The organism is Neisseria sp. P0001.S007, assembly GCF_051963655.1.
Lineage (GTDB): Bacteria > Pseudomonadota > Gammaproteobacteria > Burkholderiales > Neisseriaceae > Neisseria > Neisseria subflava_A.
The window spans coordinates 51288-77747 of record NZ_JBQCUB010000006.1; the positions used below are offsets into that span (position 1 = coordinate 51288).

Genomic DNA, 26460 nt, shown 5'->3' on the forward strand with positions numbered 1-26460 from the left:
TTTTTTCAATTACCTAAAATCAAATATTTTTGGCTTATGCCTTGGTACAAATTACCCCATTTTCCAAACGTAATTCCGGCAGTTTGGTATTGAAATCATCTTCAGAGTACCAGCCCATTGAGGCATGAGGGACTGTTACGCATTACTGCTTCGATTTCGGCAAAATCCTCGGTCGAAATTTTTAGTCACATTAAAAGATTTAGCGCTGTAACGTTTTTGCACGATTAACTGAACATCCATCATGCTTTTTCTTAAAAACTGAAAGTGCCATGATACAAAGGCCGTCTGAAAAATTCTTCAGACGGCCTTAATTCTCAAATTTCCGCCGGCGGCTGCGGTGTATTCTCATCTTCCTGCTGCGTTTTGGCCTTGGCAAAACGGCTGAACCAAATGCCGGCTTCGTAGAGCAGAATCAGCGGAACAGCAAGCAGGGTTTGAGAAATTACGTCAGGCGGCGTGATGATTGCGGCCACGATAAACGCACCCACGATAACATACGGACGGGCGTTCTTAAGCTGAGCGGTCGAAACAATGCCCATTTTTGCAAGCAACACCACAACAACGGGAACTTCAAACGTCGTACCGAATGCGACAAACATGCCCAAAATAAAGGACAGGTATTTGTCGATATCGGTCGCCATATTGACGCCGACAGGGGTTACACCGGCCAAAAATTTGAAAATAACGGGAAACACCAGAAAATAGGCAAACGCCATACCGACGAAGAAAAGCGTTACGCTGGACAACACCAGCGGCGTAATCAAACGCTTTTCGTTTTGGTATAAAGCCGGGGCGACAAACGCCCAGACTTGATACAGCGTGTGCGGCAACGACAGCAGAAACGCCGCCATCAAGGTAACCTTTACCGGCACAAAAAACGGCGCGATCACATCGGTCGCAATCATGCTGGTATCTTTAGGCAGATTGGCCATCAATGGTTCAGCAACAAAAGTATAGAGCTGCTGGGCAAACGGCATCATGCCCAAGAAGCAGACGACGATACCGATGACGATCCACATCATGCGGCGGCGCAGCTCGAGAAGATGCTCGATAAGCGGTTGGACGGGTTGTTCGTGTTGAGGTTCGGACACCGGTTGACTCACTTTTTACTTACGGACGCGCAGTTTGGGCTTGGCGTGGAATTTCGGGCGCATATCGCGTTTGCGGCTCATCGCCTGCTTACGCAAAGAAGTCGTATGCAGCGGAGGAACATCGGCAGCAGGAGATTCGATATAGCTGACTTCTACCACAGGAGCTGGGGAAACCGAAGCCGTCAAATACTCACGCCAAGCGCGGTCTTGCTCGGATTCGGCATTTTCAGCCTCGACAAGCTCTTGGGTTTGCACTGCCCCACCCTGCTCAGAAGCTTGGGCCGCACTTTCATTTTCAGTGCTGCTTGAAGCCAGATCAGGCAATGGATTGCCCAACTCATCCACACCAAAATCGGCAGGCGTTTTCTGCTCAGGTAGGCGTTCCCACGGCTTGAGGCCGTCTGAAATATCGCTCAGATTTTTTTGTGCATCGTTGCCCAAGTCTTTGATACCGTCGCGAAACTCAGATGCGGCGGTTTCAAATTCCTGCTTTACCTTGCGCAATTCGTCCAACTCAGCCTGAGTGTTGAGTTCCTGCTTGACGTTATTGACGAATCCTTGCAATTTGCCGACCAAACGCCCGGCCGTGCGCGCGGCTTGTGGCAGACGTTCGGGGCCAAGCACTATCAGGGCGACAACGCCGACCAGCAGCAGCTCGCCCAAACCGAAATCAAACATGGATTATGCTTTGTCTTCGTCTTTTTTGTGTTCGATGACTTCATCTTTTTTGGCATCTTTGCCGTCTGTACCTTCATTCAGGCCTTGTTTGAAGTCATGCACTGCACCGCCGAGGTCTTTGCCGACGTTGCGCAATTTTTTGGTACCGAATACCAAAACGACGATAATCAGTACGATAATCCAGTGCCAGAGAGAGAAGCTACCCATGATAAATCCTTGAATTTGTTAAAAATAGATAATAGTTATGCGGGCGTACCCATGATATGGATATGCAGGTGGAAGACTTCTTGTCCGCCGCCTTTGCCTGTGTTGATCAGGGTTTTGAAGCCGTCGGTCAAACCTGCCTCATGGGCGATTTGAGGAACTTTCAACATCATTTTGCCCAACAAGGTTTGATGTTCGGCAGTGGCGTGTGCCAGTGAGTCGAAGTGCACTTTCGGAATCAGCAACAGATGCACCGGCGCGGCAGGACGGATATCTTTGAAACAAAGCATCTCATCGTCTTCGTAAACGGTTTGTGCCGGAATATCTTTGGTTGCAATTTTGCAGAAAATACAATTATCCATAATGGCTCCAATGGCCGTCTGAAAACGGGCGTAACGGGTTTCAACCAAAAAGTGAAATCGTTTTTGCCCCAGGAGACGGATTCTGAAACAGGTCAAATACGGGATTGTAATATAAATTCAAGATTCTTTGCGAGAAGCTTTTTCCACTAATCCCGACAAACCTTGACGGCGCGCAAGCTCGTTTACTACATCTTCGGCACGCAATCCGTGATGCGCCAATAAAACCATGGTATGAAACCACAAATCCGCCACTTCGTAAACCAAATGTTCGCCACCGCCATCTTTAGAGGCCATCAAGGTTTCACCCGCTTCCTCGATGACTTTTTTCAAAATCTTGTCTTCGCCTTTGTGCAGCAGTTGGGCGACATAAGAAGCATCAGGGTCGCCGCCTTTGCGCGAATCGATGACGTTTTGAATTTGGGTAAGGATAGTATCGGTCATGATCGGTTTCTCTTATTTTCTTTCAGACGGCCTTAAGGATGTTTATGTCCGTAAATCGCTTCTTCGTCTTTCAACACGGCATCAACTGCCTGCCATGCGCCCTCTTGCCAAACTTTGTAAAAACAGCTTTCGCGCCCAGTATGACAGGCAATGCCACCGTTTTGTTCAATCAGCATGACCACTGCGTCGCCATCGCAATCCAGGCGCAATTCGTGTACTTTTTGCGTATGTCCGGACTCTTCGCCCTTCATCCATTGTTTTTGGCGGGAACGGCTGTAATAGTGGGCAAAACCGGTTTCTACGGTTTTTTGCAGGGCTTCGGCGTTCATCCAGGCAACCATCAGCACACGGCGTGTCTGCCAATCTTGGGCAATCGCGCAAACCAAACCTTTCTCATCAAATTTTACGGCATTCAGCAACGTTTCGTTTATATTCGACATGTGCGTCTTTCTCCCATATTTTTCAGACGGCCTTTGGGTAGCAATCACAAACGCACTTCAATTCCTGCTTCACGCATGGCCAGTTTCGCTTCGCGGATGCTCGCTTCGCCAAAGTGGAAAATACTGGCGGCCAACACTGCATCGGCCTTCCCTTTTTTAATGCCGTCCACCAAGTGTTGGACCGAACCGACGCCGCCGGAAGCAATGACCGGAATATCGACCGCTTCGCTGACCGCGCGTGTCAAAGGCAGGTTGAAACCTTGCTTGGTACCGTCCCGGTCCATACTGGTCAGTAAAATCTCGCCCGCACCGCGCCGCTGCATTTCGACAGCCCATTCCACCGCATCCAAACCGGTCGGATTACGTCCGCCGTGGGTAAAGATTTCCCAACGGGTGTTTTCAGGGTTGACCGCTTTGGCATCGACGGCAACAACAATCGCTTGCGAACCAAAAAAACCGGCCGCTTCGTTTACCAAATCAGGATTGGTTACAGCGGCCGTATTGATGCTGGCCTTATCGGCACCGGCATTAAGCAGACGACGGATATCGGCAACCGTACGCACACCGCCGCCGACCGTCAATGGAATAAAAACTTGTGATGCGACTGCCTCAATAACGTGCAAAATAGTGTCGCGATTGTCGCTGGAGGCAGTGATGTCCAAAAAGGTCAACTCATCTGCGCCTTCATCGTTGTAGCGTTTGGCAACGTCAACCGGATTACCTGCATCGCGCAAACCCAAAAAGTTGACGCCTTTTACTACGCGACCGTCTTTTACATCCAGACAAGGAATAATTCGTTTTGCCAATGCCATACTCAACACCTCTTATCCGTTATCAGGCCGTCTGAAACTGTCAGGCCAAAAATTTGCCCAACCAATCCGGCAAATGTTGCAACAGCTGAAAATAACCAATGCCGGCTATCATCGCCAAAACACAGGAAATAATGAAATTGCTGTCGATACGGCCGACGATGGAAAAAATCAAACCGGCAAATGCCCACACTATCCCATTGAAAATCATCCAATAGGTATCGATAATCGGCAAATCAAACGCCGTCAGCTGCCGCAATATCACAGCAATCAGTGTAAACCACAAACTTTCGCTTAGCGGATACACTTCACGATCGGATGACCAGATAATCCAAAAACCCAAAACAAACGCTTCAAGCATATTAATCCCTTAATAAAATATCGATTGGGTTATTTTTATAATTATTTCAAAAAGATATAAACCCATAACCTATACAGGCAATCCCTTTGAGTGCATTTTTGTGTGCTGCGTCAGCCGCTGCGTTTTAATGGCCTGAAAGGTCTTATCCGCATAATCCGACACACTTAAGCCAAAGAATCGGCCAGTTTTTGTGCCTGTGCGAAATCAATACTTCCCTCATAAATTGCACGGCCGGTAATCGCACCGCTCACCCCCTCTTTTTCAACGGCACACAATGCGTGGATATCGTCCAAATTCGTCAAGCCGCCGGACGCGATAATCGGGATATTCACAGATTGAGCCAATTTGACGGTAGCCTCGATATTCACGCCGCTCATCATGCCGTCGCGACCGATATCGGTATAAATAATGCTGTTGACGCCATCATCTTCAAAACGCTTGGCCAAATCGACGACATGATGCTCCGTTACCGTTGCCCAACCGTCTATCGCCACCATACCGTCTTTGGCATCCAAGCCGACGATAATCTGACCCGGAAATGCCTTACATGCTTCGCGCACAAATTCAGGATTTTTTACCGCGGCCGTACCGATAATCACATCGGTCAGCCCCAAATCCAAATACTTTTCAATGGTGCCCAAATCACGGATACCGCCACCAAGCTGTACCGGAATATCTTTAGCTACGGCGGCCAAAATTTCTTTAATCGCCGGAAAATTTTGAGGAATTCCTGCAAATGCACCGTTCAAATCAACCAAATGCAAACGGCGTGCACCTTGATTGCGCCAATGCAAAGCCATCTCTGCCGGCGAGTCGGAAAACACCGTCGCCTGCTCCATCAAGCCTTGTTTTAAGCGAACACAGCGTCCTTCCTTCAAATCAATGGCAGGTATCAACAGCATTTTCTTCTCCTCTACTCAACTTCAGTATATTTTACACAAATTAGCGATTTTTAGCAGATTTATGTTAAAAGTCTCAAATCTGCCAATTTAAAAAATTACGCAGCAGCAACAATCCTGCCTGATGGCTTTTTTCCGTGTGGAATTGTGTGGCAAATACATTGTCCTTACCGACAATGCAGGCAAATTCATTCGGATATTCACTGACGCCTAAAACAATCTCTTCATTTTTCGGTGCAAAATAATAGCTATGGACAAAATAGAAATACTCGTTCTGCCCAATGTCTTGAAATAAAGGATGCGGACGGGTTTGGCGCACTGTATTCCAGCCCATATGCGGCACTTTCAGACGCCCTCCTTGCGCATCGGTTTGATTGGGCAAAAACCGTTTGACTTGCCCTTCAAACCAGCCCAAACCATCTGTATCGCCTTCTTCGCTGTGTTCAAACAATAATTGCGCACCTACGCAAATTCCAAAAAACGGCTTGTTTTTCAGGCCGTCTGAAACTGCCTCGCCCAAACCGCTGGCCTTCAGCGCAGACATACAGTCCGGCATGGCGCCCTGCCCCGGAAAGATAACCTTATCCGCCGCTATCACTTCTTCGGGCCGCGAAGTCAGATAAACCTCGGCATTTTGCTTGGACAAGACCTGCGCCGCCTGAACAGATTTCAACACTGAGTGCAGGTTTCCCATTCCATAATCGACAATCGCTACTTTCATTGCTTCTCCTCAGGCCGTCTGAAAACATTTAATGATTAATATAATAATAAGAATGATTGTAGCAAAAGATGGTTTAAAACAAAATATTGCCACCATACAAGATGAATAATAAAGGCCGTCTGAAATCCCGATCGGTTTCAGACGGCCTTTATTCATTCACACGATGCCTTATTCTTCAGATGCGGCTTCTGCTTCTTCTTGAACAGATTCTTCGCTCAGCGTGCCTTTGGTAGAAGGCGTTTGACCCATCATGCGCGGATCGTATTCGACCGCCATGCGCAATGCGCGGCCGAAGGCTTTGAAAACAGTCTCGGCTTGATGATGTGCATTACTGCCGCTCAAGTTATCGATGTGCAAGGTCATCATGCTGTGGTTCACAAGGCCGTGGAAAAATTCTTCAAACAAATCGACATCAAAACGGCCGATCAGAGCGCGGGTAAAGTCGATGTTGTACACCAAGCCAGGACGGCCGGAAAGATCGATGACTACACGGCTCAACGCCTCGTCCAGCGGAACATAGGCATGACCGTAACGGGTAATGCCGGCTTTATTGCCAAGCGCCTGTTTCAAGGCCTGACCCACCACGATACCGATGTCCTCAACTGTGTGATGGTCGTCAATGTGCAAATCGCCTTTGCAGGTAATATCCAAGTCAATCAAACCATGACGCGCTACTTGGGCAAGCATATGCTCAAGGAAAGGAACGCCGGTATCCAAGCGGTATTTACCGGTACCGTCAAGGTTGAGGCTAACGGTGATTTGGGTTTCACAGGTATTGCGGGTAACGGTAACAAAACGGCCTTCGTTTGAAACACCAGTTTCTGCTGCTTCGACAGTTTGTTTTTCCAAACGCGCCGCTTCAACCGCTGCTGCTTTTTCTTGGTCTTTGCTGTGGTCACGGTTCAGCCAGCCTTTGCGTTTGTGCATACCGGATTCCAACTTCGCAGCCAGGCTCGGACGAATGCCGCGTGCAGACTCATCGCCTGCTTGTTGTTCCAAACGGCGTTTGAGCTGAGACAAAGAGGCGGAGTTTTCATAACCGCAAGCACGTGCGAGTTTGGTCAATGAGCCGGCTTCTTCAACCAGTAACAGAAAATTGGTCAAATGCAGTTGAGCTTTGTTCATAATGGTAGTTTCCTTGAAATCAAAGATTGGGGTAAAGGTTTCTAATAACCGCCAAGACGGCATCATTTTGCGCTGCCGAGCCTATGGTTATGCGGACACACTGATCCAAAAGCGGATGGCTGCCATGCAGTTTTTTAATCAGTATGCGGTTTTGCTTCAATGTTTCAAACAGCTCGTTCGCATCAGGTACGCGAACGGTAATAAAGTTGGCTTCGCTCGGAAAAACTTCCAAACGGTTTAATTTCAACAATTCATTCATCACGCGCGAACGCTCATTTTTTAATGTATCAATGTTTTGCTGAATGATTTGATGATGTTTCAATGAGAATTTTGCCGCCGCCAAGCTTAATTGATTCATATTGTAAGGCGGAAGGATTTTGGCCAGTTCACCCATAATGCTTGGGCTTGCCGCCGCATACCCCATCCGTAAGCCGGCAAAGCCGATTTTACTGATGGTGCGCATTACGACCAGGTTTTCGACTTTGCCCGCCCACGGAAGGAAACTGTCATGATGAAACGCACCATATGCCTCATCGACAACCACAATGCCGGTTGCCGCACGAATGACCGCCTCTACTTCTTCTCGTTTAAAACATACGCCGGTAGGGTTATTGGGATAGGCAATAAAAATTAATGACGGCTGATGTTGCTCAATCGCAGACAAAACGGCAGGAAGATTTAAAGAGAAATCCGGATTTAAGGGGACGCCGACATATTCCATGCCATAAAGTGCGGCATTATGACGATACATAACGAAACTTGGCTCAATACCCAATACACGCGCATTTGGTTTGGCAACCAGCATAGTCAAAAACTGGATAAGCTCGTCGGAGCCGTTACCCAATGCGATTTCCGCTTTATCGGGAATACCGAAAACTTCCCTCAATTCTTCAGAAATACCGCTCTTGGCAGTATGGGGATACAAATGAATCGGGGCCTGCTTTGCCAAGTCCGCCCATTCTGACAATAAAGATTCATACCCGGCGAAAGGATGATGCGGACACTCCATGGCGTCCAACTTAATAAAACCTTCCGGCAAATCGGCAACCTGATAGGCTGTCATTACTTTAATATCATCACGGATAACATCAGCAACGCGATTCATGGTTTTCTATCCTCCTGAGATAAAGTATTTATAATAGTAGCACAATCTTTATTAAATATATATATAAATAAGACTATAAAACAAGATAAAGTTTCATTCGTTTGAAGAAAAAACAATAAATCCTTTCTTCAGCATCTTTAAGCAATATTCTTGGCTTACCTCGCCTTTTTAGCGGTATAATTTTAAGTTTTCCAGTACGGCTTTACGCCCTCAATATTGATTGTGAACAATACACGCTCCCCATTGCCTTATCTTGCAACGTCCATAAGCCTTATCCTGCTGATTCTGCTTTCCTTGTCATGGGAATTGTGGATCGCGCCATTGCGCGAAGGCGGCTCATGGCTGGCACTGAAAGCACTGCCGCTGTGCCTGCCGTTGACCGGCATTTTGAAAAAACGCATCTACACTTATCAATACAGCTCCATGCTGATTCTGATTTACTTTGCCGAAGCCTGTATGCGCCTGGCTGACACAGCCGTCGCCAGCCGGATTTGCGCCGCCGTTTCCGTATTATTGTGCATTGCCTTTTTCCTCGGCTGCCTTGCATTTATCAAACAACAAAAACACACATCAAAATGACCTACCACACACTTTCAGACGGCCTGACTGAATCTTCAGTGAAAACCTTTTGGCCTTTATGGCTCAGTTTTCTTTGGATTTGCGCCGTCCCTTTTCTCTCACTCTACCGAGTCGGCCCACTGCCCAGCTTTTATTTGGAAGCCATCTCACTGAGCGGCTCATTGGTACTGACATTGATTAGCGCACACAAAGGCCTGCTGAATATCCGCCTTCCCGCACTCAGCATCGGCTTGTTTGCCATGGCCGTATTTTGGTCGCTCCAAGCGCGCCTCATGCATTCCACCTACCCCGGCATGAGCGACATCACCGCCTGGACCTTTGTCATTTTGGCACTGGGTGCATGGTCGGTGCGCGGCTGGGTAACAGCTTACGGACAGGATCGCGTCGTCAGCATCTTTGCTTGGTCTTTATTGATAGGTGCAACCATACAGGCTGCCATCGTCTGGCTGCAATTTAAAGGCTGGTCCAACGTAGAGTGGTTGAACGGCATCATTGCCCGAAGCAGCGGTACCGTAAACGGTCAACTCGGCCAGCGCAATCATTTGGGACATTATTTAATGTGGGGCATTTTGGCGGCATCCTATTTATGGACGGCGCGCAAAATGTCCAATGCAGCAGGTTTTCTGTTCGTATTGGCTTTGACTGCGACCCTCGGCCTTGTCAACTCGCGCACCATCTTAGGCTACATTGCCGCCTTATTCCTGATTACGCCGTTATGGTTTTGGCGTATTCGTTTCCAACACAAACGCGCACTGTGCATTTTCCTTCTGACCGCCATCCTGGCCGCTGCTTTCCAATTCGGCATGGGCAGCCTGTTGGATTTGTTTGGCAACATCAAATACGAAACCGCTGTCGAACGCGCAGGCACCAGCGGTTTTGAAGGTTCCATGCGCCAAATCGAATGGAGCAAAGCATGGATTGCCTTTCAATCCGCACCTTGGTTCGGTCACGGCTGGAACAGCTTTGCCCAGCAAACCTTTCTGATCAATGCCCAGCAACAATATTTCCCCAACAATATCCTCGGCGTACTGTTTACCCATTCGCACAATATCGTCATGCAGTTGCTGTCCGAAATGGGCATTGCCGGCACCTTGCTGGCAACCTTAACCCTGCTTGCAGCCGTATGGCGACTATCAGGCCGCAACCAAACGCCGGCTTCCCTATTTTTGCTGACTGCCGCCGCCGTCAGCCTCTGCCACAGCATGCTCGAATATCCGCTTTGGTATATCTACTTCCTTACCGTATTCAGCCTGATTCTGTCGCTGACACCTTCTTATCCGAAAGATGTTTCAGACGGCCCTTTATCTACCCGAATCAGACAATGGACAGGCGGTATAGCTGCTTTATCGATTTTAATCGGCATGGCAAACCTCAGCTGGGAATATCAAAATCTGACCCAATATAGCCGTGTAGGGAAAACCGACGATCCGCAAACAGTTCAAAACAAAATTGACGGCTTGCAGCAGCTCTCCAAAGAAAGCCCCATGCTTGCCTATTACGCCGATTTAAGTTTGAGCAGACGTGCCGACCCGACCGATGCCTACATCCGCCCATGGGCGGAAGAAGCCGCACTCAAAGCCCTGACCTACCGCCCCTACTCCAGCGCCTATCAAGTCGGCCTCTACCTATACAGACAAGGCAAGAAAGAAGAAGGTGCGCAATGGATGCAGGCAGTGCAATATTATTACCCCTATATGATGTATTTCTACGCCGACAAAATACGCAGCCATCCGGTATTCTCCCCCCTGCTGCCCAAACTTTTGTCCGATTGCAAAGATTTCATCAACGCACCGAAACACCAAACTGCCAAATCATGTGATAAACCCTAAACAAAACTCACTCAATTGTCAGTCTGTCCTTACAGGCCGTCTGAAAATGTAAAGAGCGACAAGTTTCTATGCAAAAAAGCGCAAAAGCACAGAAAATTACGCTATCAACAAAAGCAGATTGCATGTTAAGATTGAACACAACTCTATTTTAATCGCCGCACTGCCTATTTAGTGCCACGGCGCATACAATCACGAAAAGGAAATTCCATGAGTCGCGTATTACTCGTAGATGACGATGCCCTCTTGACCGAATTGCTGACCGAATACCTGACTGCCGAAGGCCTCAACGTTCACAGCGTTCCTGACGGCGAAGCCGGCGTTCAAGAAATTCTGACCGGACAATACGATGTCGTCGTATTAGACTCCATGATGCCTAAAATGAACGGTTTGGACGTACTGAAAAACGTACGCACCCAAAGCACCGTGCCCATCATCATGCTGACCGCGAAAGGCGACGACATCGACCGCATTATCGGTCTGGAAATGGGTGCGGACGATTACGTACCGAAACCATGCACACCGCGCGAACTCTTGGCCCGCATCAACGCCATCCTGCGCCGTGCGCAACACAGCAACGAACAAAACAACGCGCCTAACAGCATTTCTGTCAGCGACGTCGTTTTGTACCCGGCCAAACGCCAAGCCAGCATCAAAGACACTCCGCTCGAGTTGACCAGCACCGAATTCAACCTGCTCGAAGTTTTGATGCGCCACGCCGGACAAGTCGTCAGCAAAGAGACCCTGTCTATCGAGGCACTCGACCGCAAACTAGCTAAATTTGACCGCAGCATCGACGTACACATCTCCAGCATCCGCCACAAATTGGGCGATGCTTCCCTGATTCAAACTGTACGTGGCTTAGGCTACCTGTTTGTTAAAAACTAAAGATTAAACAGATCAATGAAACTGTTTCAACGCATCTTCGCCACATTTTGCGCAGTCATCGTCTGCGCAATCTTTGTGGCGAGTTTTTCATTTTGGCTGGTGCAAAACACCCTCGCCGAAAACCAATTCAACCAACGCCGCACCATCGAAACCACATTGATGAGCAGCATCATCTCCGCGTTTAACTCGCGCGGAGACAGCGGTGCGCGTGAAATTCTTTCGGAATGGAAAAACAATCCTGTTTCCAATGCCGTTTATGTGATTACCGGCGACGATAAAAAAGATATTTTAGGCCGCAATATCGACAGCCTGTCCATCGAACGCGCCCGCATCTTTGCCATCAACAATCCCGAATCCGATTTAGCCCACATCGAATACGACCGTTTCGGCGAAGAATACCTCTTCTTCATTAAAGGCTGGGACAATCATCAAGCCCAACGCCTACCTAGCCCACTCTTCATTCCCGGCCTGCCGCTTTCGCCTATTTGGCACGAATTTATTATTCTGTCTTTCATCATCATCGTCGGCCTGCTGATGGCATACATCCTTGCCAACAACATTACCAAGCCTATCAAAATTCTTGGCGGCGGCATGGACAGAGTAGCCAACGGCGAACTCGAAACCCGCATTTCCCAACAAGTTGACGACCGTGACGACGAATTGTCCCACCTTGCCGTGCAGTTCGATAAAATGGCCGAGAAACTTGAAAAACTTGTTGCCAAAGAGCGCCATCTACTTCACCACGTTTCTCATGAAATGCGCTCGCCGCTGGCGCGTATGCAGGCGATTGTCGGCCTGATTCAATCCCAACCGCAAAAACAAGAGCAATATCTCAAGCGACTCGAAGGCGAACTGGTGCGCATGGATACTTTGGTAGGTGAATTATTGACCCTCTCCCGCCTAGAGACTTCCAATATTCCTTTGGAAAAAGAAAACCTCAAACTCGTTCCGTTCCTGACCAACTTAATTGAGGACAACCAAAGCATTGCCCACCAAAACAACCAAAGCGTTACCCTGAGCATTGACCCAAAAATCCCCGAAAATGCCGTGGTCAGCGCCAACGAAGGCTATCTATACCGCGCCTTTGACAACGTGATCCGCAATGCCATCAATTACAGTCCGGAAGGCAGCACCATTCAAGCCCATATCGGACAAGACGGCAAAAACTGGATTATCGATGTGACTGACAACGGGCCTGGCGTAGATGAAATGCAGCTTCCGCATATTTTCACCGCCTTTTATCGCGCCGACTCCAGCGCACACAAACCCGGTACAGGTTTAGGGCTTGCCTTGACGCAGCACATTATGGAACAGCACTGCGGTAAAATCATTGCTGAAAATGTCAAACCAAACGGCCTGAGGATGCGTTTTATCCTTCCCAAAAAGAAAGCCGGAGACAAAAAAGAAGTCTAAAAATAAGGCCGTCTGAAACTTTTCAGACGGCCAAAAACACAAATAAGGAACCATCATGAGCGCAACCGTCCAAACCGGCTACTTCTTCATGCCTGAACACATCATCCTTGTCGGCGCCAGCGAACGTCCGCACAGCCTTGGCGAACGCATTTTCAGCCACCTGCTCGGTTCCTCATATCAAGGCAAAATCACCCCCATCAATCTTCGACACAGCAGTGTCGCAGGCATTCCCTCCTACTCCAGCCTCAGCAAAATCCCGGGCCAAGCTGATTTGGTTGTTGCCGTTATCCCGCCCGATCATTACGACTCGCTGTTCAGAGCCTGCCGTAAAAAAGACCTACGCCACATTATCCTGATTCAAGATTGGGAAAACCTGCCACCCGAATCCTGTAAAAACGCCCGTTCCATCATTCAAAAATATCACGGCGACGAATTAAACATCACCGTGTGCAACAGCGCAGGCATCCAACTCCCCTCGCTCAACCTCAACATCGGCACACAAACCGACTATCCCGCCGGCCATATCGCGTTACTGAGCGGCCACAGCACCGTCAGCCGCAACATCAACCACCTGCTGAACATGCTGCACCAAGGCGTATCACGCCACATCAGCCTCAACTATGACCTAAGCCCCACCATATCCGCTGACTGGCTCAACCGCTTCGGCCACAACCGCCATACCAAAGTTGCCGTGATCCACTACAATCCGGCCGAAAACCAACGCGAGCTGTTCAGTGCCATCCGCCACTTTACACGCCACACCCCGCTTATCCTGTTGTCCACACACCATACCGACGACACAGACAAAGCCATCCTGCGCAGCCTCAGCCGCCATTGCAATTTCCAACCGGTATTCAATACCGCCGAACTGGAAGCAGCCCTAAAAGCCCACCTTTCCGGCATTCCCGTCATTACCAACCCCACCATTCTGTCCGACACGCCGATAGAATGGCTGCGAAGTACCGCCAATGCCTGCGAATTGACCCTCGACCTCCCAACCGATGCACCATCCATCCGACAAGGCTGCATCGGCAGCAACCCCACACCTGCACGCATCCACCGTCTGGCGCTAGAACAATTACAAAATCCGCATACTCAAGCCCTGCTCGGCATTATTTCGCCAGATACGCCGGATGCGTACAGCATTCATCAAACTCTAGATAATTTGGCACAAAAAACCAGCAAGCCCATTCTCGTCAGCTATCGTTTTTCAGACGGTCTGACTCGGTTTAACACGCCGGAAGAGGCCTTACTGACACTTTATTTCCGCAATCAAACCGCCTATTTGCAACAAGTACAAAATACCCCTGCCCCAGCCAAAACAGGCCGTCTGAAAACACCTAAAAGCAAAAATATTGATAAAGCCATTGCATCCAGCCAAACTGAACTGATGGCGGAGGCCCTATACCTGCCTCCGTGCCAAACCCAAAAACACAATGCCGTCCAGTTCCGGTTCAGCCGCCATGCCATTTACGGCAACATCCTTACCGCCCATTACAATGGCAAAGCCGAAGCCGCATTACCTCCCTTTACCACACTCGATATCCAGCGTTTAAGCCAGTTTGCAGAACTCGACAACACTTCCGTTCTCAATCAATTCCTGCACTCCCTAAACACGCTTATCCACAACAACCAGCATATCGGCAACATTATCCTCAACTACAACGGCAGCCAATACAGCAGTACCATCATTCCCGAAATCGTGGAAAAACCTGTTGCACCAACAACCAAAATCCCAAAAAAAGCCGTCCAAACCTTGGAACAGGCCGCCGCCAAAATGCAAAGCGCCGCCGCCTATCTCCAACAAAAAAATCCGGCCGCAGCCGAATTCCTACGCAACACCGGCGAAGCCGCTTCCGAACTGCTGCACCCTAAAACCGAAACGCCCGAGATACAAAACGTACTCGCACCCTATCCGAGCCAAACCGATACCTTTACCCTGCCCGACGGCAACACACTGCACATCCGCGCACTAGAGCCTGAAGATGCCGAAGCCAAACAAAAATTTGTCCGCCAATTACCCGCGGCCGACCGCTATACGCGCTTCATGACCCATACCAACGAGTTGCCGCTGCCCACACTCGCACGGCTTACTCGCCCTGATTTCCATACCGAATGCGCGTGGGCAGCCTTCGCTTCAGACGGCCGTATCGTCGCAGTCAGCCGCTACAGCCGCATCAATCGCAATGAGTGCGAGTTCGGCATTACTTTAGCGCCTGAAGCACGCAAAACCGGCTTAGCTGGCAAAATGATGAGCCTTATTATCCAAACTGCCACACAGCAAGGTTACCAAACCATGAATGCGGAAATCCTCAAAGAAAACACACCGATGCTCAAACTCGCTGAAAAATCAGGATTTACCGTTACCCCATCGGAAACCGACCGCGGCCTGTATCAAGCCAACCTCGATTTGAATGAATGGCAAAACAGCAACAAAAACAAATAAAAACTTGCATAACCCGTGTGAAATATCCTAAAATTAGCGGTTTCTATATATCCGCATTTTTCAAAAGGACTCAAAATGGTAGTTATCCGTTTGGCTCGCGGCGGCTCAAAACACCGCCCTTTCTTCAACGTAGTCGTAACTGACTCTCGCAACCGTCGTGACGGCCGCTTCATCGAGCGCGTAGGTTTCTACAACCCCGTTGCCAACGAAAAACAAGAACGCGTACGTTTCGACGCAGACCGCATCAACCATTGGGTTGCTCAAGGCGCGAAAGTTAGCGACGCAGTTGCCAAACTGATTAAAGAGCAAAAAATCGCTGCTTAATCAGCCGAAACGACCATGACAGACACTCAAAAACGGGTAGCCATGGGCTACATCAAAGGTGTATTCGGCATTAAAGGCTGGCTTAAAATTGCCGCCAATACCGAATATACCGACAGCCTGCTGGACTACCCCGAGTGGCAGTTGTGCAAGGATGGCAAAACCCTGAATGTTGTGCTTGAGGCAGGTAAAATTGTCAATGGCGAACTTCAGGTCAAATTTGAAGGTATAGACGATCGCGACCAAGCCTTTGCCTTGCGCGGCTATACCATCGAAATCCCCAGAGAGTCATTCGCCCCTACTGAGGAAGACGAATACTACTGGGCAGATTTAGTCGGCATGACCGTCATCAACAAAGAAAACATCGTTCTCGGCAAAGTCAGCAACCTGATGGAAACCGGTGCAAATGATGTTTTGATGATTAAAGGCGAACATGGACAAATCCTGATTCCCTTTGTCTCCAACTATATCGAATCTGTCGATACCGACAGCAAAACCATTATTGCCGACTGGGGTTTGGACTACTGATGCTGATTCAAGCCATCACCATTTTCCCGGAGATGTTCGACAGCATTGTCGAATATGGCGTTACAGGCAGAGCAAGAAAACAAAATCTTTGGCAGTTTCAAGCCATCAATCCCCGAAAATTTGCCGACAACAAACTTGGCTATATCGACGATCGCCCCTTCGGAGGTGGTCCGGGAATGATTATGATGGCGCCGCCGCTTCAATCTGCAATCGAAGAAGCCAAAGCAAACTCGCAAAAACCTGCCAAAGTAATTTATCTCAGTCCGCAAGGTCGGCCGCTGACGCATAAAAAGGCCGCAGAACTTGCCGAACTGCCCCATCTTATTCTTCTATGCGGACGCTATGAAGGCATAGATGAAAGACTGCTGCAAAGCAGTGTGGACGAAGAAATCAGCATTGGCGACTTTGTCGTCTCGGGCGGTGAATTACCCGCTATGATGTTGATGGATGCCGTCTTAAGATTGGTACCGGGTGTATTGGGCGATATACAGTCAGCTGAACAAGACTCATTTTCAGACGGCCTTTTAGATTGTCCTCATTACACCAAACCCGTAGAATTCCAAGGCATGATGGTTCCTGATGTCTTACGTTCAGGAAATCATGGCTTGATTGCCGAGTGGCGATTGAAACAATCTCTACAACGCACTTTAGAGCGCCGACCCGATTTATTGGAAAAGCGCAGTTTAATCCCAAAGGAATCCCGCCTCTTAAAAGAAATCTTGCAAGAGCAACAGGAAATCCAATCATAACTTAGGAAAAACAAATGAACTTGATTCAACAATTAGAGCAAGAAGAAATCGCTCGCTTGAACAAAGAAATCCCTGAATTCGCTCCAGGCGACACCGTTGTCGTATCTGTACGCGTGGTTGAGGGTTCTCGCAGCCGTCTGCAAGCATACGAAGGTGTTGTTATCGCTCGCCGCAACCGTGGCCTGAACAGCAACTTCATCGTTCGCAAAATCTCTAGCGGCGAAGGTGTAGAACGTACTTTCCAACTGTACTCTCCTACCGTAGAAAAAATCGAAGTTAAACGCCGTGGTGACGTACGTCGCGCCAAACTGTACTACTTGCGTGGTCTGACCGGTAAAGCAGCTCGCATTAAAGAAAAATTGCCTGCTCGCAAAGGTTAATAGCCTTCATCAAAAACCCACTTCAATGAAGTGGGTTTTTTGTTTTTATACAAAAACTCCTTGTCTTTCTTACACCAATCCTGCAAGCCAACCACCATCTCCATTTCACATATAAACTTAAACAGAATCGTAACTTCCCTACCTCTTTTAACCTTTATACAAAAGGCCGTCTGAAACAAAAGATTCAGACGGCCTTTAATCATATCGGACGGTTATTTAAACCATCTTGCCAATGCTGGAATACGCGACAACAACAGTGTATCCAAAATCCAAATCACAGCGATTGCGGCTATGGCTGTTGGGAAAATCACAGCCAAAATCAGAAGTGGTACAGCCATTGCCCACCATACCGGCAATTTTATTTTCTGCGCAGGAGGAACCAAACCACGTGCTTCCGAAGGACGGCGTTTCCACCACATCACACAGCCGCTGACGCAGATGAAGATGACCGCCAAACAGAACAAAACGTTCGCCAACACGCTCCACCAGCCCATCGTACCGATATGCAGCGCAATGCTGACCGCCATGAATTTACCAAACCAGTTGTAATCGTCGTAATGGATGTCGGCAAGGACTTTACCGCTGTATTGATCGATGTGTACCGTGCGGTCGGCGGTCGGACTGGGCATATCGTAGCTCATCGAGTCTTGAGACAGCGTCCACACGCCCGTTTCGCCTTTAGGCAAATTAAGCTTGTAGCGACCTTCAAAACCGATTTCGCGGGCAAAGCGGCCAACCGTTTCCAAAGTCATCGGTTCGCTCGGATTGATGCCGTTTTCGCCCTTCGTTGTACCGGAAACAGGCATAGGCGTAAGCTCCAGAACCCATGGCACTTCTTTGATTTTACCGTCGTTCAACACATCGCCATGGGTCGGCACGGTAGATACAGGGTTCGGTTTGACGCCCCATTTACCGGCAGGGAATTGGCTCCAAGACTGAACCAACTTACCACCCCAAATTCCCGCCCAAGCAACGCCCGACAGGCAGAACAGTAATAGAAGCAAAGAAACCCAAGTGCCGAATGCGCCGTGCATGCTACGCCACCATGTGCGCCCTTTGCCTGCTTTCGGCACAAGCATGGATTTCAGGCTGCGCTGTTTCGCCCACCACAAATAAATCCCCGTGATTATCAGCAGGATGGTCAGCGACGCGGCAGTTTCCAGCAGATAGTCGCCTACCGGACCGATCATCATATCGCCATGGATTTCGTCCATGATGTGATACCAGCCTTCATTGCGCGGCGTTGAATTGACGACCTTCGCCGTATAGGGATCAACGGCAACCATAGTAGCCTTATCGTCATTGTTCACGCGGAATACGGCAACCATATCATCTGCGCGCGGCGCAATATACTGCACTACCGAAGCAGTTTCCGGATTTACAAACTGTCTGGCGGCTTCAGCCTGAGCCGATAAAGGCTGAACCACTGCCTGCGGCGCAACATGTATGAGTTCGCCTTCTTTACCGGTGATATTGGCAAATAGCAGCATTCCCAACCCTGTAACAGCCAACAGGGTTAAAAACGGCGCAACCAAAAATCCGGCATAAAAATGCCATCGCCAAACAGTCAAATAACGGCGGTTAGCCTGTTGTTCATTTTGGGGAGTTGGTTTTGTTTCCATATAATCTCTTCGTATAGTTAAAGCAGACTAATTACTACGAATTAGCATCAGGTATTTTAATCAAAAACATTCATTTAAGAAACCGTTTTTCCCATGCAGCTTTGAAATACTTCAATATTTAGTTTTCAGGCCGTCTGAAAAAAACAAAATAGAAAGAAAACAACACTTTACTGAAAATCCGTTTTAATCATTGCGGTTTCGGCAGAATTTGGTAGAATACAGGCATTACTTATTTATTCATCAAGCCGCCAAGCTTTGGCGGCTTGTATTTTTATTTCCAATCCGGCTACCGCGCGTGGCCGGATAAAATTTTAAAAGCATCATCATGCTTTCATGGAGAACTCAATGCAAAAAATCCCTTTGACCGTCCGTGGTGCAGAATTGTTGAAACAAGAACTTCAACACCTCAAAAGCGTAGCACGTCCAGAAGTCATTGAAGCCATCGCCGAAGCACGTTCGCACGGCGACTTGTCTGAAAACGCAGAATACGAAGCCGCCAAAGAGCGTCAAGGCTTTATCGAAGGCCGCATCGCCGAGTTGGAACACAAACTCTCTATGGCGCACATCATCAACCCTGCCGAAATCCATGCAGAAGGCAAAATCGTGTTCGGTACAACTGTGACACTGGAAGACTTGGAAACCGAAGAACAAGTTACCTATCAAATCGTCGGTGAAGATGAAGCAGACATCAAAGAACGCAAAATCTACGTTGGCTCCCCCATTGCCCGCGCCCTGATCGGCAAAGAAGAAGGCGACGTTGCAGAAGTTCAGGCACCTGGCGGTGTGCGTGAATATGACATTATTGCCGTACAATATATCTAAATAAACAAAAGGCCGTCTGAAAACATTTTCAGACGGCCTTTTGTTGTATCTAAAAACACGATAATAGAGAAGTGAAATCTTCCCAGGAGAAGCATAATGAATCTACTGTACAAAATTATCCAAACCGCTGCCGCCATGTGGCTCGGTATGCAGCTGACAGCAGGCTATGTTACTGCCCCTATCCTGTTCCGCCTTCTACCTAAAATGCAGGCAGGAGAAATTGCCGGCATCTTGTTTGCCATTACAGCAATATGTGGCTTAGTTATTTTTGGCGCAGCCTATGCCTTTTTCAGAAAGCAACTGGCCTCACTTTCTTGGTGGATCTTGGTACTTTGGCTACTCTTAGCCTGCAACCATCTTTTGGTTACGCCGGTTATCGAGGCACACAAGTACGGACTAGATAACTGGCTGCTGTCCCTAGTAGGTGGAACATTCGGCGTTTGGCACGGCTTATCCAGTATCATCTTTTTGATTTGTACAATACTCGCCGCTGTTTGCGTATGGAAATGGCCCAAGTCAAACTAATCTGTCTTAATAAAAGGCCGTCTGAAAATAAGTCTTTCAGACGGCCTTTTATTTTGAATCATGAATTCCCCGACTCTTCAAATATAAACCATAAAAAAATGCCCTGCATATTGCAGGGCATTTTTCAAAAACCGATTAAGGTTTAGCGTAACCGTGAACGCCATTGTAAGGAGCTGGGATCCAACCTTCATCAGTAGCAGGCAATTCGCCTTGACCTTCGATAGTTTGGCCTGGAGCAACTTGACGAGTAACAACGCTGCGGATTTTAACATCAACGCGACGGTCAGGTTCGATACAAGCGATAAGAGCAGCACGTTTCTTAGCTTTAGAAACTTTTTTGCCCAGTTTAGCAACTTCAGCTTCACAAGTAGCAGTCATGCGAGCTTGAGATTCGCCCAGACCTACTGCAGAGATTTTGCTAGAAGCAACGCCACGACCTACCAAGTAGTTAGCAACTACGTTAGCACGACGCTCAGACAGAGCTTGGTTGTATTGCTCAGAACCCATGAAGTCAGTGTGACCTTCAACACGTACAGTTTGTACGCTTTCGTTGCTCAGGCGTTGAGCCAAAGAGTCCAGGTTTTCTTGAGCTTCAGGACGCAGGTTGTCTTTGTCGAAGCCGAACAGAGTTTTAGTAGACAGAGAAACAGTTTCATCAACATACTCAGGAGCTTGTTGTACAGGAGCAACTGCTTCGCGGTCACCACATTCAACACGGCCTTCGGTAGCTTTGTCGAAGTAGCTGTTTTTCCAGCATTCGCCGTAGTTGTTACGGACGATTTCTTGAGATTGGCTGCTTACGGTGTAACCGTGTTTGGTGTGCGCTTCGCTGGCCATAGCGGTGCCAGAGGCAACCAAGGCAACGAACAATGCGCTTAATTTCAGCTGTTTGGTCATTTTATTCCCTCATCAAATTGTTATGCGGCGGACTAGGAAAGCAACCGCTGCAAAGTACCAATATACAGGCCGCAGTATCAAAACAGCGGCAAATCGGATATATCAGGTTGCACTATAAAGAAGCGCAAGGCAAACTGTCAATACTCGATGCCTTCAAACAATCATGAAGTGCCTGCTTCCTAGTAGTTAATCATGCCGAAAAATCAATCTTGTGTCATTAATTTAGGGCAAAATCAGACAATTCACCCACCTAAAGTTGTACAAAAACAACAAAACCCCTTTCCCTCTTCTTTCCTGAATTTCCTGTTTTCATATCATTAAAAGATATTTTCATTAAAAACAACCATTTTCAAAACTCGGGGCAAAACTGGGCAAAATATGTTAAATTACATGCCGTTTGTCGCACAAAATCCACAATAACAACGTATTCGGTACTGCTACCATGAAACTACAACAATTACGTTATGCCCTTGAAGTTTACCGGCACAATCTGAATGTCTCCGAGGCTGCCGATGCGCTTTTTACATCCCAGCCCGGCATTTCCAAACAAATCCGCCTGCTTGAAGAAGAATTGGGTATCCAAATTTTTATCCGCAGCGGCAAGCGTGTGGTTTCCGTTTCGCAACCGGGCAAAGCCGTGTTAGAAATTTCGGAACGAATTTTGCGTGATGTACAGAACATTAAAAATATCGGCAGCGAATTTACCGATCATGACAGTGGCTCCCTGACCATTGCCACGACGCACACCCAAGCGCGTTATGCATTACCTAAAATCGTTGCGGAATTTGTGAAAAACTATCCTAAAGTCAATTTGACCATCAAACAAGGCAGCCCTTCTGCCATTGCGCAAATGGTCAGCAGCGGCGAAGCGGATTTGGCAATTATTACCGAACGCATTGACGATCACCCCGAGTTGGGCAAACTACCCTGCTATGAATGGAACCATGCCGTCATTGTTCCGCACGACCACCCTCTTTTGGACTGCCGCAATCCTTTAAGCCTTGAAGATTTAGCTTCTTTTCCGCTGGTTACTTACGAATTTGCTTTTAATTCCGGCAGTAGCATTGCGCGTACATTTAATAAAGCGCATATTGAGCAACCTGATGTTGCCTTATCGGCTGCCGATACAGATGTATTGAAGACGTATGTCCGCTTAGGCTTGGGCGTTGGTTTGATGGCGAAAATGGCGTACGATCCCGTTGTCGATCAAGATTTACAGCTGATTGATGCGGCACACTTATTTGAACCGTCGCCCACTTGGATAGCCTTACGCACCGATACCTACCTGCGCGGTTACGCGTATGACTTTATCCAGATGTTTGCACCGAAACTGACCAGAGAAGTAGTCGATCGCATTCTGTACACGCCGGTTGTTGAAGATTTTTCAATTTAAAATCTGACTATCACTTTCGTAACTTAACAATTATTCTTTAATTCTTGTTAAAAAGGCCGTCTGAAATATTTCAGACGGCCTAAGATTCAGATAGCGTGCGAACAACCGGAAACCATTTTCTTCAAAGTCGTCGCATCTAGGATTTTGATGTGCTTGTGTTCAACCGAAATCAAGCCTTCATGATGGAATTTAGACAAGGTGCGGCTGACTGTTTCCAGTTTCAGCCCCAAATAGCTGCCAATTTCCTCACGCGACATTCGCAAGATAAAATCATTGGCGGCAAAACCTCGTGAATAGAGACGCTGGGACAAGTTGAGCAAGAATGCCGCCAATCGCTCTTCAGCGCGCATATTGCCCAAAAGCAACATAACGCCCTGATCTCGAACAATTTCGCGGCTCATCAAGCGGAAAAAGTGAGAACGGAGGCTGGGAATATCCTGACCGAGTTCTTCAATATGTGTAAACGGAAGCTCGCATACCTCGCTGTCTTCCAAAGCCACAGCATCACAGCTGTGAATATGGGAACAAATCCCATCCATACCGATCAGCTCGCCCGACATAAAAAAGCCGGTTACCTGATCTCGTCCATCTTGGCTGGCGACTGTTGTCTTAAAGAAGCCTGCACGGATGGCAAACAAAGAGGTAAACGGCTCGCCGGCACGGAACAGGTATTCACCTTTTTTCAGACGGCGGCTTTGACGAATAACCGCGTCTAATTGTGAAAATTCGTTAGGCATCAGTCCGACAGGCAAACACAGCTCGCGTAAAGAACATGTGGAACACAAGGTTTTCATTTGATGTGTTGCATTGTGTGTGGCCATAACGCACCCTTAATCTGCATAGTTCTATAAATCCCTGATGAAGCCGAATAACTATTGACCCAAGTCAAAGTCGACATATCATTATCAGGCATTCTACCAAACTATCGAAATTTTGACTAAAATTTTCCCTAATTTCCCTACTTTATACTACAAGCCCCTACCATGAAAATTATCCCTATCTCAAATAACACCAACACAAACAATGAATTACCGGAATTCGACCGCGAATTGATTGCCAGTTTGCCATCAAGCGGTCCACGTTATACATCCTATCCGACCGCCGACCGCTTCCATGAAGGCTTTAAAGAAGCCGAATATATCCAAGCTTTAAACCTGCGTAACATGGGCGCGCTCAACAAACCCCTTTCACTCTACATCCACATTCCCTTCTGCAATACCATCTGCTACTACTGCGGCTGCAACAAAATTATTACCAAAGACAAAAGCCGTGCCGATGCCTATATCCAATATCTGGAAAAAGAAATGGAGTTGCTGGCACCGCATTTAGGCGGACGACACCAGCTTGCGCAACTCCACTTCGGCGGCGGCACGCCGACATTCCTAAGCGACGACCAACTCGAACGCGTCTTCGAAATGATCCGAAAATACTTCCAGCTCATCCCCAACGGCGAATACTCCATCGAAATCGACCCGCGCAAAGTCAGCCGCGAAACCGTCCTCAAACTGGGCAAACTCGGTTTCAACCGCATGAGTGTCGGTATTCAAGACTTTGACCCTAAAGTGCAGGAAGCCGTCAACCGCATCCAAAGCTACGAAGAAACCAAAGAAGTGATTGATGCCGCGCGTGAAGCCGGATTTAAATCGGTCAGCGTCGATTTGATTTACGGCCTGCCGCACCAAAACACCAAAAGCATCAAAACCACCATCGACACGGTCTTATCCCTCGATCCCGACCGCCTCGCCCTTTACCACTACGCCCACCTGCCGCATATCTTCAAACCGCAACGCCGTATCGACACCAATGTCGTACCCGGCAGTGAAGAAAAACTCGATATGCTGCAATATTGCGTTCAAACCCTGACCGAGCGCGGCTACGTTTTCATCGGTATGGACCACTTTGCCAAACCTGACGACGAACTCTCCATCGCCCTCAAAGAAGGCTTCCTGCAACGCAACTTCCAAGGCTACTCGACCTATGCCGACTGCGATTTGGTGGCAATCGGCGTATCCTCTATCGGCAAAATCGGCAGCACCTACTCCCAAAACGAGCGCGATATCGATGCCTATTACGCCGCACTCGACGCCGGATACCTGCCCATCATGCGCGGCTACCAGCTCAATCAAGACGATATTTTGCGCCGCAACATCATTCAGGATTTGATGTGCCGCTTCTCGCTCGACTATCGGATTTACGAAAGCGTGTTCGGCATTCCGTTTAGCCGTTATTTTGCAGCCGAACTGGAAGATATGAAGCAACTGGAAACCCTCGGCCTGGTCCGCCTTAAACCACACGGCCTGACCGTTACGCCGAAGGGCCGTTTCCTGATCCGCAACATCGCCATGGTGTTCGACTACCATTTACGCCATAAAGAAACTAAAGCCAAATACTCGCAAACCGTATAAACACTTAGGCCGTCTGAACATATGTGCTATATTTCAGACGGCCTTTTTTCACATCAAAAGCAACACAAAATGGATCAACCCGATTTCTTCCCCATTCCCAGCCCCTGCATCGGCGTTTGCGAAGCCAATGCCAAAGGCTATTGCAAAGGCTGCCTGCGCAGCCGGGAAGAGCGCTTGTACTGGCTCCAGATGACCGACAGCCAAAAGCATCAAGTCATGCACCTTCTATCCCTCAGGAAAGCCAAAATCCGCAACCGCAAAACAGAAAAGCCCGACACGGGCGAACATCCGGTTCAAAACCTGCTCGATTTCTAAATTGCCCTTGCCTACCGCACACCACAATAAGGAAAAACATGAAAAAACTGCTTGCCTGCCTACTTGTGCCATTGACCGCCCTCGCCTTGGGTGCCTGCAAACCCTCCGCAACTTCACCCGAAAGCAAACCTGCCGAACTTAACTGGCAGCAGCCTAAACTGACCAGCAATGTTTGGAAAATCAGCAAAGAAGGCCAACCAGACTCCTATCTGCTCGGCACCATCCACATGGGGCAAACCAATCAAACCTTGTCTTCCGATGCAGTCAAACTGTTGCAATCCACCGCCCAACTGACGACAGAAGTTGACCCACTACCGGACAGCAGTCTGGAAACAAAAAAAATGTATCAAAAATACTTCCAGGAAGCCATGAGTACCGAACTGCTCAGCCGCAAGCTTGGCAAAACAGATTTCCGTCTTTTACAAGAAATCTATTCACAAAATGAAGAAAGCCAACCCATCGCCCAAATTGCCGACAAACTCCATCCGTGGGCCGCATTCATTTTTGCCGGCAGTACATTTCCCAAAGGGTATAGCTCAGAAACCGGTGCAGATATGTTGCTGACCAACGCGGCAGCCGACATCAATAAGCCGCGTGGTTCATTGGAAAGTTTGGATGATGTTACCGCGATCTTCAAAGCACAGCCTGAAGAAACCATGCTCAACTTTCTGAAAGCCAGTATTAAAACCAATAAAGAAGAAACCGAAGATATCAAAAAACTCCATCAAGCCTATTCAGACGGCCGCTTTGAAGAACTCATTCCACTTTTGGAAGAAACCGAACAACGCACCCTCAAACGTGTTGATACCAAGTACGCCAAAGCCATGTCCGATTGGCTGAAAAACGACCTCCTGATCCGCCGCAACTTGGCATGGCTGCCTGAAATCCGCAAGCAATCGGCCAAACAAAGCACCCTTTTTGCTGTCGGCATTGCCCATTTACCCAGCGAAAAAGGTCTAATCGAACTATTGCGTCAAGAAGGCTATCAAGTAACGCCTGAACCCAAAGTCCTGATTTGGCAATAAACCCAATCAAACAACAAGGCCGTCTGAAAGTCTTTCTTTCAGACGGCCTTTATTTAATCTCTATTAAATGAAGCGGTAAGCAGCGTCGAG

The 26460-nt window shown here is 48.2% G+C and carries 30 protein-coding genes; 15 read left to right on the top strand and 15 right to left on the bottom strand.

What is annotated here, in order from left to right:
* Positions 1-314 precede the first annotated feature (314 nt).
* From tatC to hisC, 12 genes are all read right to left on the bottom strand, one after another.
* A complete protein-coding gene (gene tatC, locus ACTHRE_RS06770; protein WP_377073794.1) occupies positions 315-1091 on the bottom strand; it encodes a twin-arginine translocase subunit TatC in 777 nt (258 codons plus the stop codon).
* Between the two features lie 15 nt (positions 1092-1106).
* Positions 1107-1769, bottom strand: coding sequence for a Sec-independent protein translocase protein TatB (gene tatB / locus ACTHRE_RS06775; RefSeq protein WP_107868319.1), 663 nt, complete (start codon positions 1767-1769; stop codon positions 1107-1109).
* A 3-nt stretch (positions 1770-1772) separates the two neighbouring features.
* The gene (gene tatA, locus ACTHRE_RS06780; RefSeq protein WP_003679438.1) at positions 1773-1976 is read right to left on the bottom strand and encodes a Sec-independent protein translocase subunit TatA; all 204 of its coding nucleotides are present in this window, start codon (positions 1974-1976) and stop codon (positions 1773-1775) included.
* A 35-nt stretch (positions 1977-2011) separates the two neighbouring features.
* Positions 2012-2335 carry a histidine triad nucleotide-binding protein gene (locus tag ACTHRE_RS06785; RefSeq protein WP_049329536.1) on the bottom strand — a complete coding sequence of 108 codons (324 nt, stop codon included), beginning with the start codon at positions 2333-2335 and terminating at the stop codon, positions 2012-2014.
* Positions 2336-2452: 117 nt separating this feature from the next.
* On the bottom strand, positions 2453-2776 hold the full coding sequence (locus ACTHRE_RS06790; protein ID WP_003679440.1) for a phosphoribosyl-ATP diphosphatase: 324 nt from the start codon (positions 2774-2776) through the stop codon (positions 2453-2455).
* Positions 2777-2808: 32 nt separating this feature from the next.
* On the bottom strand, positions 2809-3216 hold the full coding sequence (gene hisI / locus ACTHRE_RS06795) for a phosphoribosyl-AMP cyclohydrolase (RefSeq protein WP_070646206.1): 408 nt from the start codon (positions 3214-3216) through the stop codon (positions 2809-2811).
* A 44-nt stretch (positions 3217-3260) separates the two neighbouring features.
* Positions 3261-4028, bottom strand: coding sequence for an imidazole glycerol phosphate synthase subunit HisF (hisF, locus tag ACTHRE_RS06800; protein WP_107769204.1), 768 nt, complete (start codon positions 4026-4028; stop codon positions 3261-3263).
* A 40-nt stretch (positions 4029-4068) separates the two neighbouring features.
* Entirely contained in the window at positions 4069-4386 is a 318-nt protein-coding gene (locus tag ACTHRE_RS06805; RefSeq protein WP_003748653.1) for a hypothetical protein, read from the bottom strand.
* 164 nt (positions 4387-4550) lie between these two features.
* Complete coding sequence (gene hisA / locus ACTHRE_RS06810; protein ID WP_377073795.1) at positions 4551-5288, bottom strand: 1-(5-phosphoribosyl)-5-[(5-phosphoribosylamino)methylideneamino]imidazole-4-carboxamide isomerase; 738 nt, start codon at positions 5286-5288, stop codon at positions 4551-4553.
* Between the two features lie 73 nt (positions 5289-5361).
* Positions 5362-6006 carry an imidazole glycerol phosphate synthase subunit HisH gene (gene hisH / locus ACTHRE_RS06815; RefSeq protein WP_063069196.1) on the bottom strand — a complete coding sequence of 215 codons (645 nt, stop codon included), beginning with the start codon at positions 6004-6006 and terminating at the stop codon, positions 5362-5364.
* 168 nt (positions 6007-6174) lie between these two features.
* Positions 6175-7131 (bottom strand): imidazoleglycerol-phosphate dehydratase HisB, encoded by a 957-nt coding sequence (hisB, locus tag ACTHRE_RS06820; protein WP_063069195.1) that lies wholly within the window; start codon positions 7129-7131, stop codon positions 6175-6177.
* Between the two features lie 19 nt (positions 7132-7150).
* The gene (hisC, locus tag ACTHRE_RS06825; RefSeq protein WP_063069194.1) at positions 7151-8236 is read right to left on the bottom strand and encodes a histidinol-phosphate transaminase; all 1086 of its coding nucleotides are present in this window, start codon (positions 8234-8236) and stop codon (positions 7151-7153) included.
* Positions 8237-8458: 222 nt separating this feature from the next.
* Here hisC and ACTHRE_RS06830 point away from each other — a divergent pair, with 222 nt between their 5' ends.
* The 9 genes from ACTHRE_RS06830 to rplS all read left to right on the top strand — a co-directional run bounded on the left by ACTHRE_RS06830 (position 8459) and on the right by rplS (position 17366).
* A complete protein-coding gene (locus ACTHRE_RS06830) occupies positions 8459-8815 on the top strand; it encodes a DUF2069 domain-containing protein (protein ID WP_049336736.1) in 357 nt (118 codons plus the stop codon).
* The gene (locus tag ACTHRE_RS06835; protein WP_440344919.1) at positions 8812-10644 is read left to right on the top strand and encodes a Wzy polymerase domain-containing protein; all 1833 of its coding nucleotides are present in this window, start codon (positions 8812-8814) and stop codon (positions 10642-10644) included. The genes ACTHRE_RS06830 and ACTHRE_RS06835 overlap by 4 nt, the downstream gene beginning before the upstream one ends.
* A gap of 207 nt (positions 10645-10851) precedes the next feature.
* The gene (gene misR / locus ACTHRE_RS06840) at positions 10852-11529 is read left to right on the top strand and encodes a two-component system response regulator MisR (protein WP_003748666.1); all 678 of its coding nucleotides are present in this window, start codon (positions 10852-10854) and stop codon (positions 11527-11529) included.
* Between the two features lie 15 nt (positions 11530-11544).
* The gene (locus tag ACTHRE_RS06845; protein WP_440344920.1) at positions 11545-12942 is read left to right on the top strand and encodes an ATP-binding protein; all 1398 of its coding nucleotides are present in this window, start codon (positions 11545-11547) and stop codon (positions 12940-12942) included.
* Positions 12943-12997: 55 nt separating this feature from the next.
* A complete protein-coding gene (locus tag ACTHRE_RS06850) occupies positions 12998-15388 on the top strand; it encodes a GNAT family N-acetyltransferase (protein ID WP_440344921.1) in 2391 nt (796 codons plus the stop codon).
* A 75-nt stretch (positions 15389-15463) separates the two neighbouring features.
* Positions 15464-15712 carry a 30S ribosomal protein S16 gene (gene rpsP / locus ACTHRE_RS06855; RefSeq protein WP_003684452.1) on the top strand — a complete coding sequence of 83 codons (249 nt, stop codon included), beginning with the start codon at positions 15464-15466 and terminating at the stop codon, positions 15710-15712.
* Between the two features lie 15 nt (positions 15713-15727).
* Positions 15728-16237, top strand: a complete 510-nt coding sequence (gene rimM / locus ACTHRE_RS06860) for a ribosome maturation factor RimM (protein WP_049329569.1) — start codon at positions 15728-15730, stop codon at positions 16235-16237.
* Positions 16237-16986 (top strand): tRNA (guanosine(37)-N1)-methyltransferase TrmD, encoded by a 750-nt coding sequence (gene trmD / locus ACTHRE_RS06865; protein WP_070646191.1) that lies wholly within the window; start codon positions 16237-16239, stop codon positions 16984-16986. The genes rimM and trmD overlap by 1 nt, the downstream gene beginning before the upstream one ends.
* Before the next feature lie 14 nt (positions 16987-17000).
* Positions 17001-17366, top strand: a complete 366-nt coding sequence (gene rplS, locus ACTHRE_RS06870; protein WP_003679470.1) for a 50S ribosomal protein L19 — start codon at positions 17001-17003, stop codon at positions 17364-17366.
* A 212-nt stretch (positions 17367-17578) separates the two neighbouring features.
* On the opposite strand, the gene ACTHRE_RS06875 is transcribed toward rplS, so the two are convergent.
* Entirely contained in the window at positions 17579-18988 is a 1410-nt protein-coding gene (locus ACTHRE_RS06875; RefSeq protein WP_440344922.1) for a PepSY-associated TM helix domain-containing protein, read from the bottom strand.
* Between the two features lie 345 nt (positions 18989-19333).
* On the opposite strand from ACTHRE_RS06875, the gene greA reads away from it, so the two are divergent.
* Entirely contained in the window at positions 19334-19810 is a 477-nt protein-coding gene (gene greA / locus ACTHRE_RS06880; protein WP_003684304.1) for a transcription elongation factor GreA, read from the top strand.
* A 96-nt stretch (positions 19811-19906) separates the two neighbouring features.
* Positions 19907-20335, top strand: a complete 429-nt coding sequence (locus ACTHRE_RS06885; protein WP_440344923.1) for a DUF4149 domain-containing protein — start codon at positions 19907-19909, stop codon at positions 20333-20335.
* 135 nt (positions 20336-20470) lie between these two features.
* On the opposite strand, the gene ACTHRE_RS06890 is transcribed toward ACTHRE_RS06885, so the two are convergent.
* Positions 20471-21232, bottom strand: a complete 762-nt coding sequence (locus ACTHRE_RS06890) for an OmpA family protein (RefSeq protein WP_070646180.1) — start codon at positions 21230-21232, stop codon at positions 20471-20473.
* Positions 21233-21674: 442 nt separating this feature from the next.
* On the opposite strand from ACTHRE_RS06890, the gene ACTHRE_RS06895 reads away from it, so the two are divergent.
* On the top strand, positions 21675-22625 hold the full coding sequence (locus tag ACTHRE_RS06895; protein ID WP_070503716.1) for a CysB family HTH-type transcriptional regulator: 951 nt from the start codon (positions 21675-21677) through the stop codon (positions 22623-22625).
* An 86-nt stretch (positions 22626-22711) separates the two neighbouring features.
* Here ACTHRE_RS06895 and fnr read toward each other — a convergent pair whose 3' ends face one another.
* The gene (fnr, locus tag ACTHRE_RS06900; RefSeq protein WP_039862092.1) at positions 22712-23446 is read right to left on the bottom strand and encodes a fumarate/nitrate reduction transcriptional regulator Fnr; all 735 of its coding nucleotides are present in this window, start codon (positions 23444-23446) and stop codon (positions 22712-22714) included.
* Positions 23447-23608: 162 nt separating this feature from the next.
* On the opposite strand from fnr, the gene hemN reads away from it, so the two are divergent.
* From hemN to ACTHRE_RS06915, 3 genes are all read left to right on the top strand, one after another.
* Positions 23609-25030 carry an oxygen-independent coproporphyrinogen III oxidase gene (gene hemN, locus ACTHRE_RS06905; protein WP_377073801.1) on the top strand — a complete coding sequence of 474 codons (1422 nt, stop codon included), beginning with the start codon at positions 23609-23611 and terminating at the stop codon, positions 25028-25030.
* A 69-nt stretch (positions 25031-25099) separates the two neighbouring features.
* On the top strand, positions 25100-25345 hold the full coding sequence (locus ACTHRE_RS06910) for a DUF1289 domain-containing protein (protein WP_285071128.1): 246 nt from the start codon (positions 25100-25102) through the stop codon (positions 25343-25345).
* A 38-nt stretch (positions 25346-25383) separates the two neighbouring features.
* Positions 25384-26370, top strand: a complete 987-nt coding sequence (locus tag ACTHRE_RS06915; RefSeq protein ID WP_285071127.1) for a TraB/GumN family protein — start codon at positions 25384-25386, stop codon at positions 26368-26370.
* Positions 26371-26460: the final 90 nt, after the last annotated feature.

Coding starts and splice junctions, on each gene's coding strand:
- ACTHRE_RS06850 (WP_440344921.1), top strand. CDS start 12,998: ATGAGCGCAACCGTCCAAACCGGCTACTTCTTCATGCCTGAACACATC.
- ACTHRE_RS06910 (WP_285071128.1), top strand. CDS start 25,100: ATGGATCAACCCGATTTCTTCCCCATTCCCAGCCCCTGCATCGGCGTT.
- ACTHRE_RS06875 (WP_440344922.1), bottom strand. CDS start 18,988: ATGGAAACAAAACCAACTCCCCAAAATGAACAACAGGCTAACCGCCGT.
- hisC (WP_063069194.1), bottom strand. CDS start 8,236: ATGAATCGCGTTGCTGATGTTATCCGTGATGATATTAAAGTAATGACA.
- ACTHRE_RS06785 (WP_049329536.1), bottom strand. CDS start 2,335: ATGGATAATTGTATTTTCTGCAAAATTGCAACCAAAGATATTCCGGCA.
- hisI (WP_070646206.1), bottom strand. CDS start 3,216: ATGTCGAATATAAACGAAACGTTGCTGAATGCCGTAAAATTTGATGAG.
- ACTHRE_RS06890 (WP_070646180.1), bottom strand. CDS start 21,232: ATGACCAAACAGCTGAAATTAAGCGCATTGTTCGTTGCCTTGGTTGCC.
- hemN (WP_377073801.1), top strand. CDS start 23,609: ATGAAAATTATCCCTATCTCAAATAACACCAACACAAACAATGAATTA.
- ACTHRE_RS06805 (WP_003748653.1), bottom strand. CDS start 4,386: ATGCTTGAAGCGTTTGTTTTGGGTTTTTGGATTATCTGGTCATCCGAT.
- rpsP (WP_003684452.1), top strand. CDS start 15,464: ATGGTAGTTATCCGTTTGGCTCGCGGCGGCTCAAAACACCGCCCTTTC.
- ACTHRE_RS06790 (WP_003679440.1), bottom strand. CDS start 2,776: ATGACCGATACTATCCTTACCCAAATTCAAAACGTCATCGATTCGCGC.
- trmD (WP_070646191.1), top strand. CDS start 16,237: ATGCTGATTCAAGCCATCACCATTTTCCCGGAGATGTTCGACAGCATT.
- tatA (WP_003679438.1), bottom strand. CDS start 1,976: ATGGGTAGCTTCTCTCTCTGGCACTGGATTATCGTACTGATTATCGTC.
- tatB (WP_107868319.1), bottom strand. CDS start 1,769: ATGTTTGATTTCGGTTTGGGCGAGCTGCTGCTGGTCGGCGTTGTCGCC.
- ACTHRE_RS06915 (WP_285071127.1), top strand. CDS start 25,384: ATGAAAAAACTGCTTGCCTGCCTACTTGTGCCATTGACCGCCCTCGCC.
- ACTHRE_RS06845 (WP_440344920.1), top strand. CDS start 11,545: ATGAAACTGTTTCAACGCATCTTCGCCACATTTTGCGCAGTCATCGTC.
- greA (WP_003684304.1), top strand. CDS start 19,334: ATGCAAAAAATCCCTTTGACCGTCCGTGGTGCAGAATTGTTGAAACAA.
- hisB (WP_063069195.1), bottom strand. CDS start 7,131: ATGAACAAAGCTCAACTGCATTTGACCAATTTTCTGTTACTGGTTGAA.
- misR (WP_003748666.1), top strand. CDS start 10,852: ATGAGTCGCGTATTACTCGTAGATGACGATGCCCTCTTGACCGAATTG.
- ACTHRE_RS06885 (WP_440344923.1), top strand. CDS start 19,907: ATGAATCTACTGTACAAAATTATCCAAACCGCTGCCGCCATGTGGCTC.
- fnr (WP_039862092.1), bottom strand. CDS start 23,446: ATGGCCACACACAATGCAACACATCAAATGAAAACCTTGTGTTCCACA.
- ACTHRE_RS06895 (WP_070503716.1), top strand. CDS start 21,675: ATGAAACTACAACAATTACGTTATGCCCTTGAAGTTTACCGGCACAAT.
- hisH (WP_063069196.1), bottom strand. CDS start 6,006: ATGAAAGTAGCGATTGTCGATTATGGAATGGGAAACCTGCACTCAGTG.
- rimM (WP_049329569.1), top strand. CDS start 15,728: ATGACAGACACTCAAAAACGGGTAGCCATGGGCTACATCAAAGGTGTA.
- ACTHRE_RS06835 (WP_440344919.1), top strand. CDS start 8,812: ATGACCTACCACACACTTTCAGACGGCCTGACTGAATCTTCAGTGAAA.
- hisA (WP_377073795.1), bottom strand. CDS start 5,288: ATGCTGTTGATACCTGCCATTGATTTGAAGGAAGGACGCTGTGTTCGC.
- rplS (WP_003679470.1), top strand. CDS start 17,001: ATGAACTTGATTCAACAATTAGAGCAAGAAGAAATCGCTCGCTTGAAC.
- hisF (WP_107769204.1), bottom strand. CDS start 4,028: ATGGCATTGGCAAAACGAATTATTCCTTGTCTGGATGTAAAAGACGGT.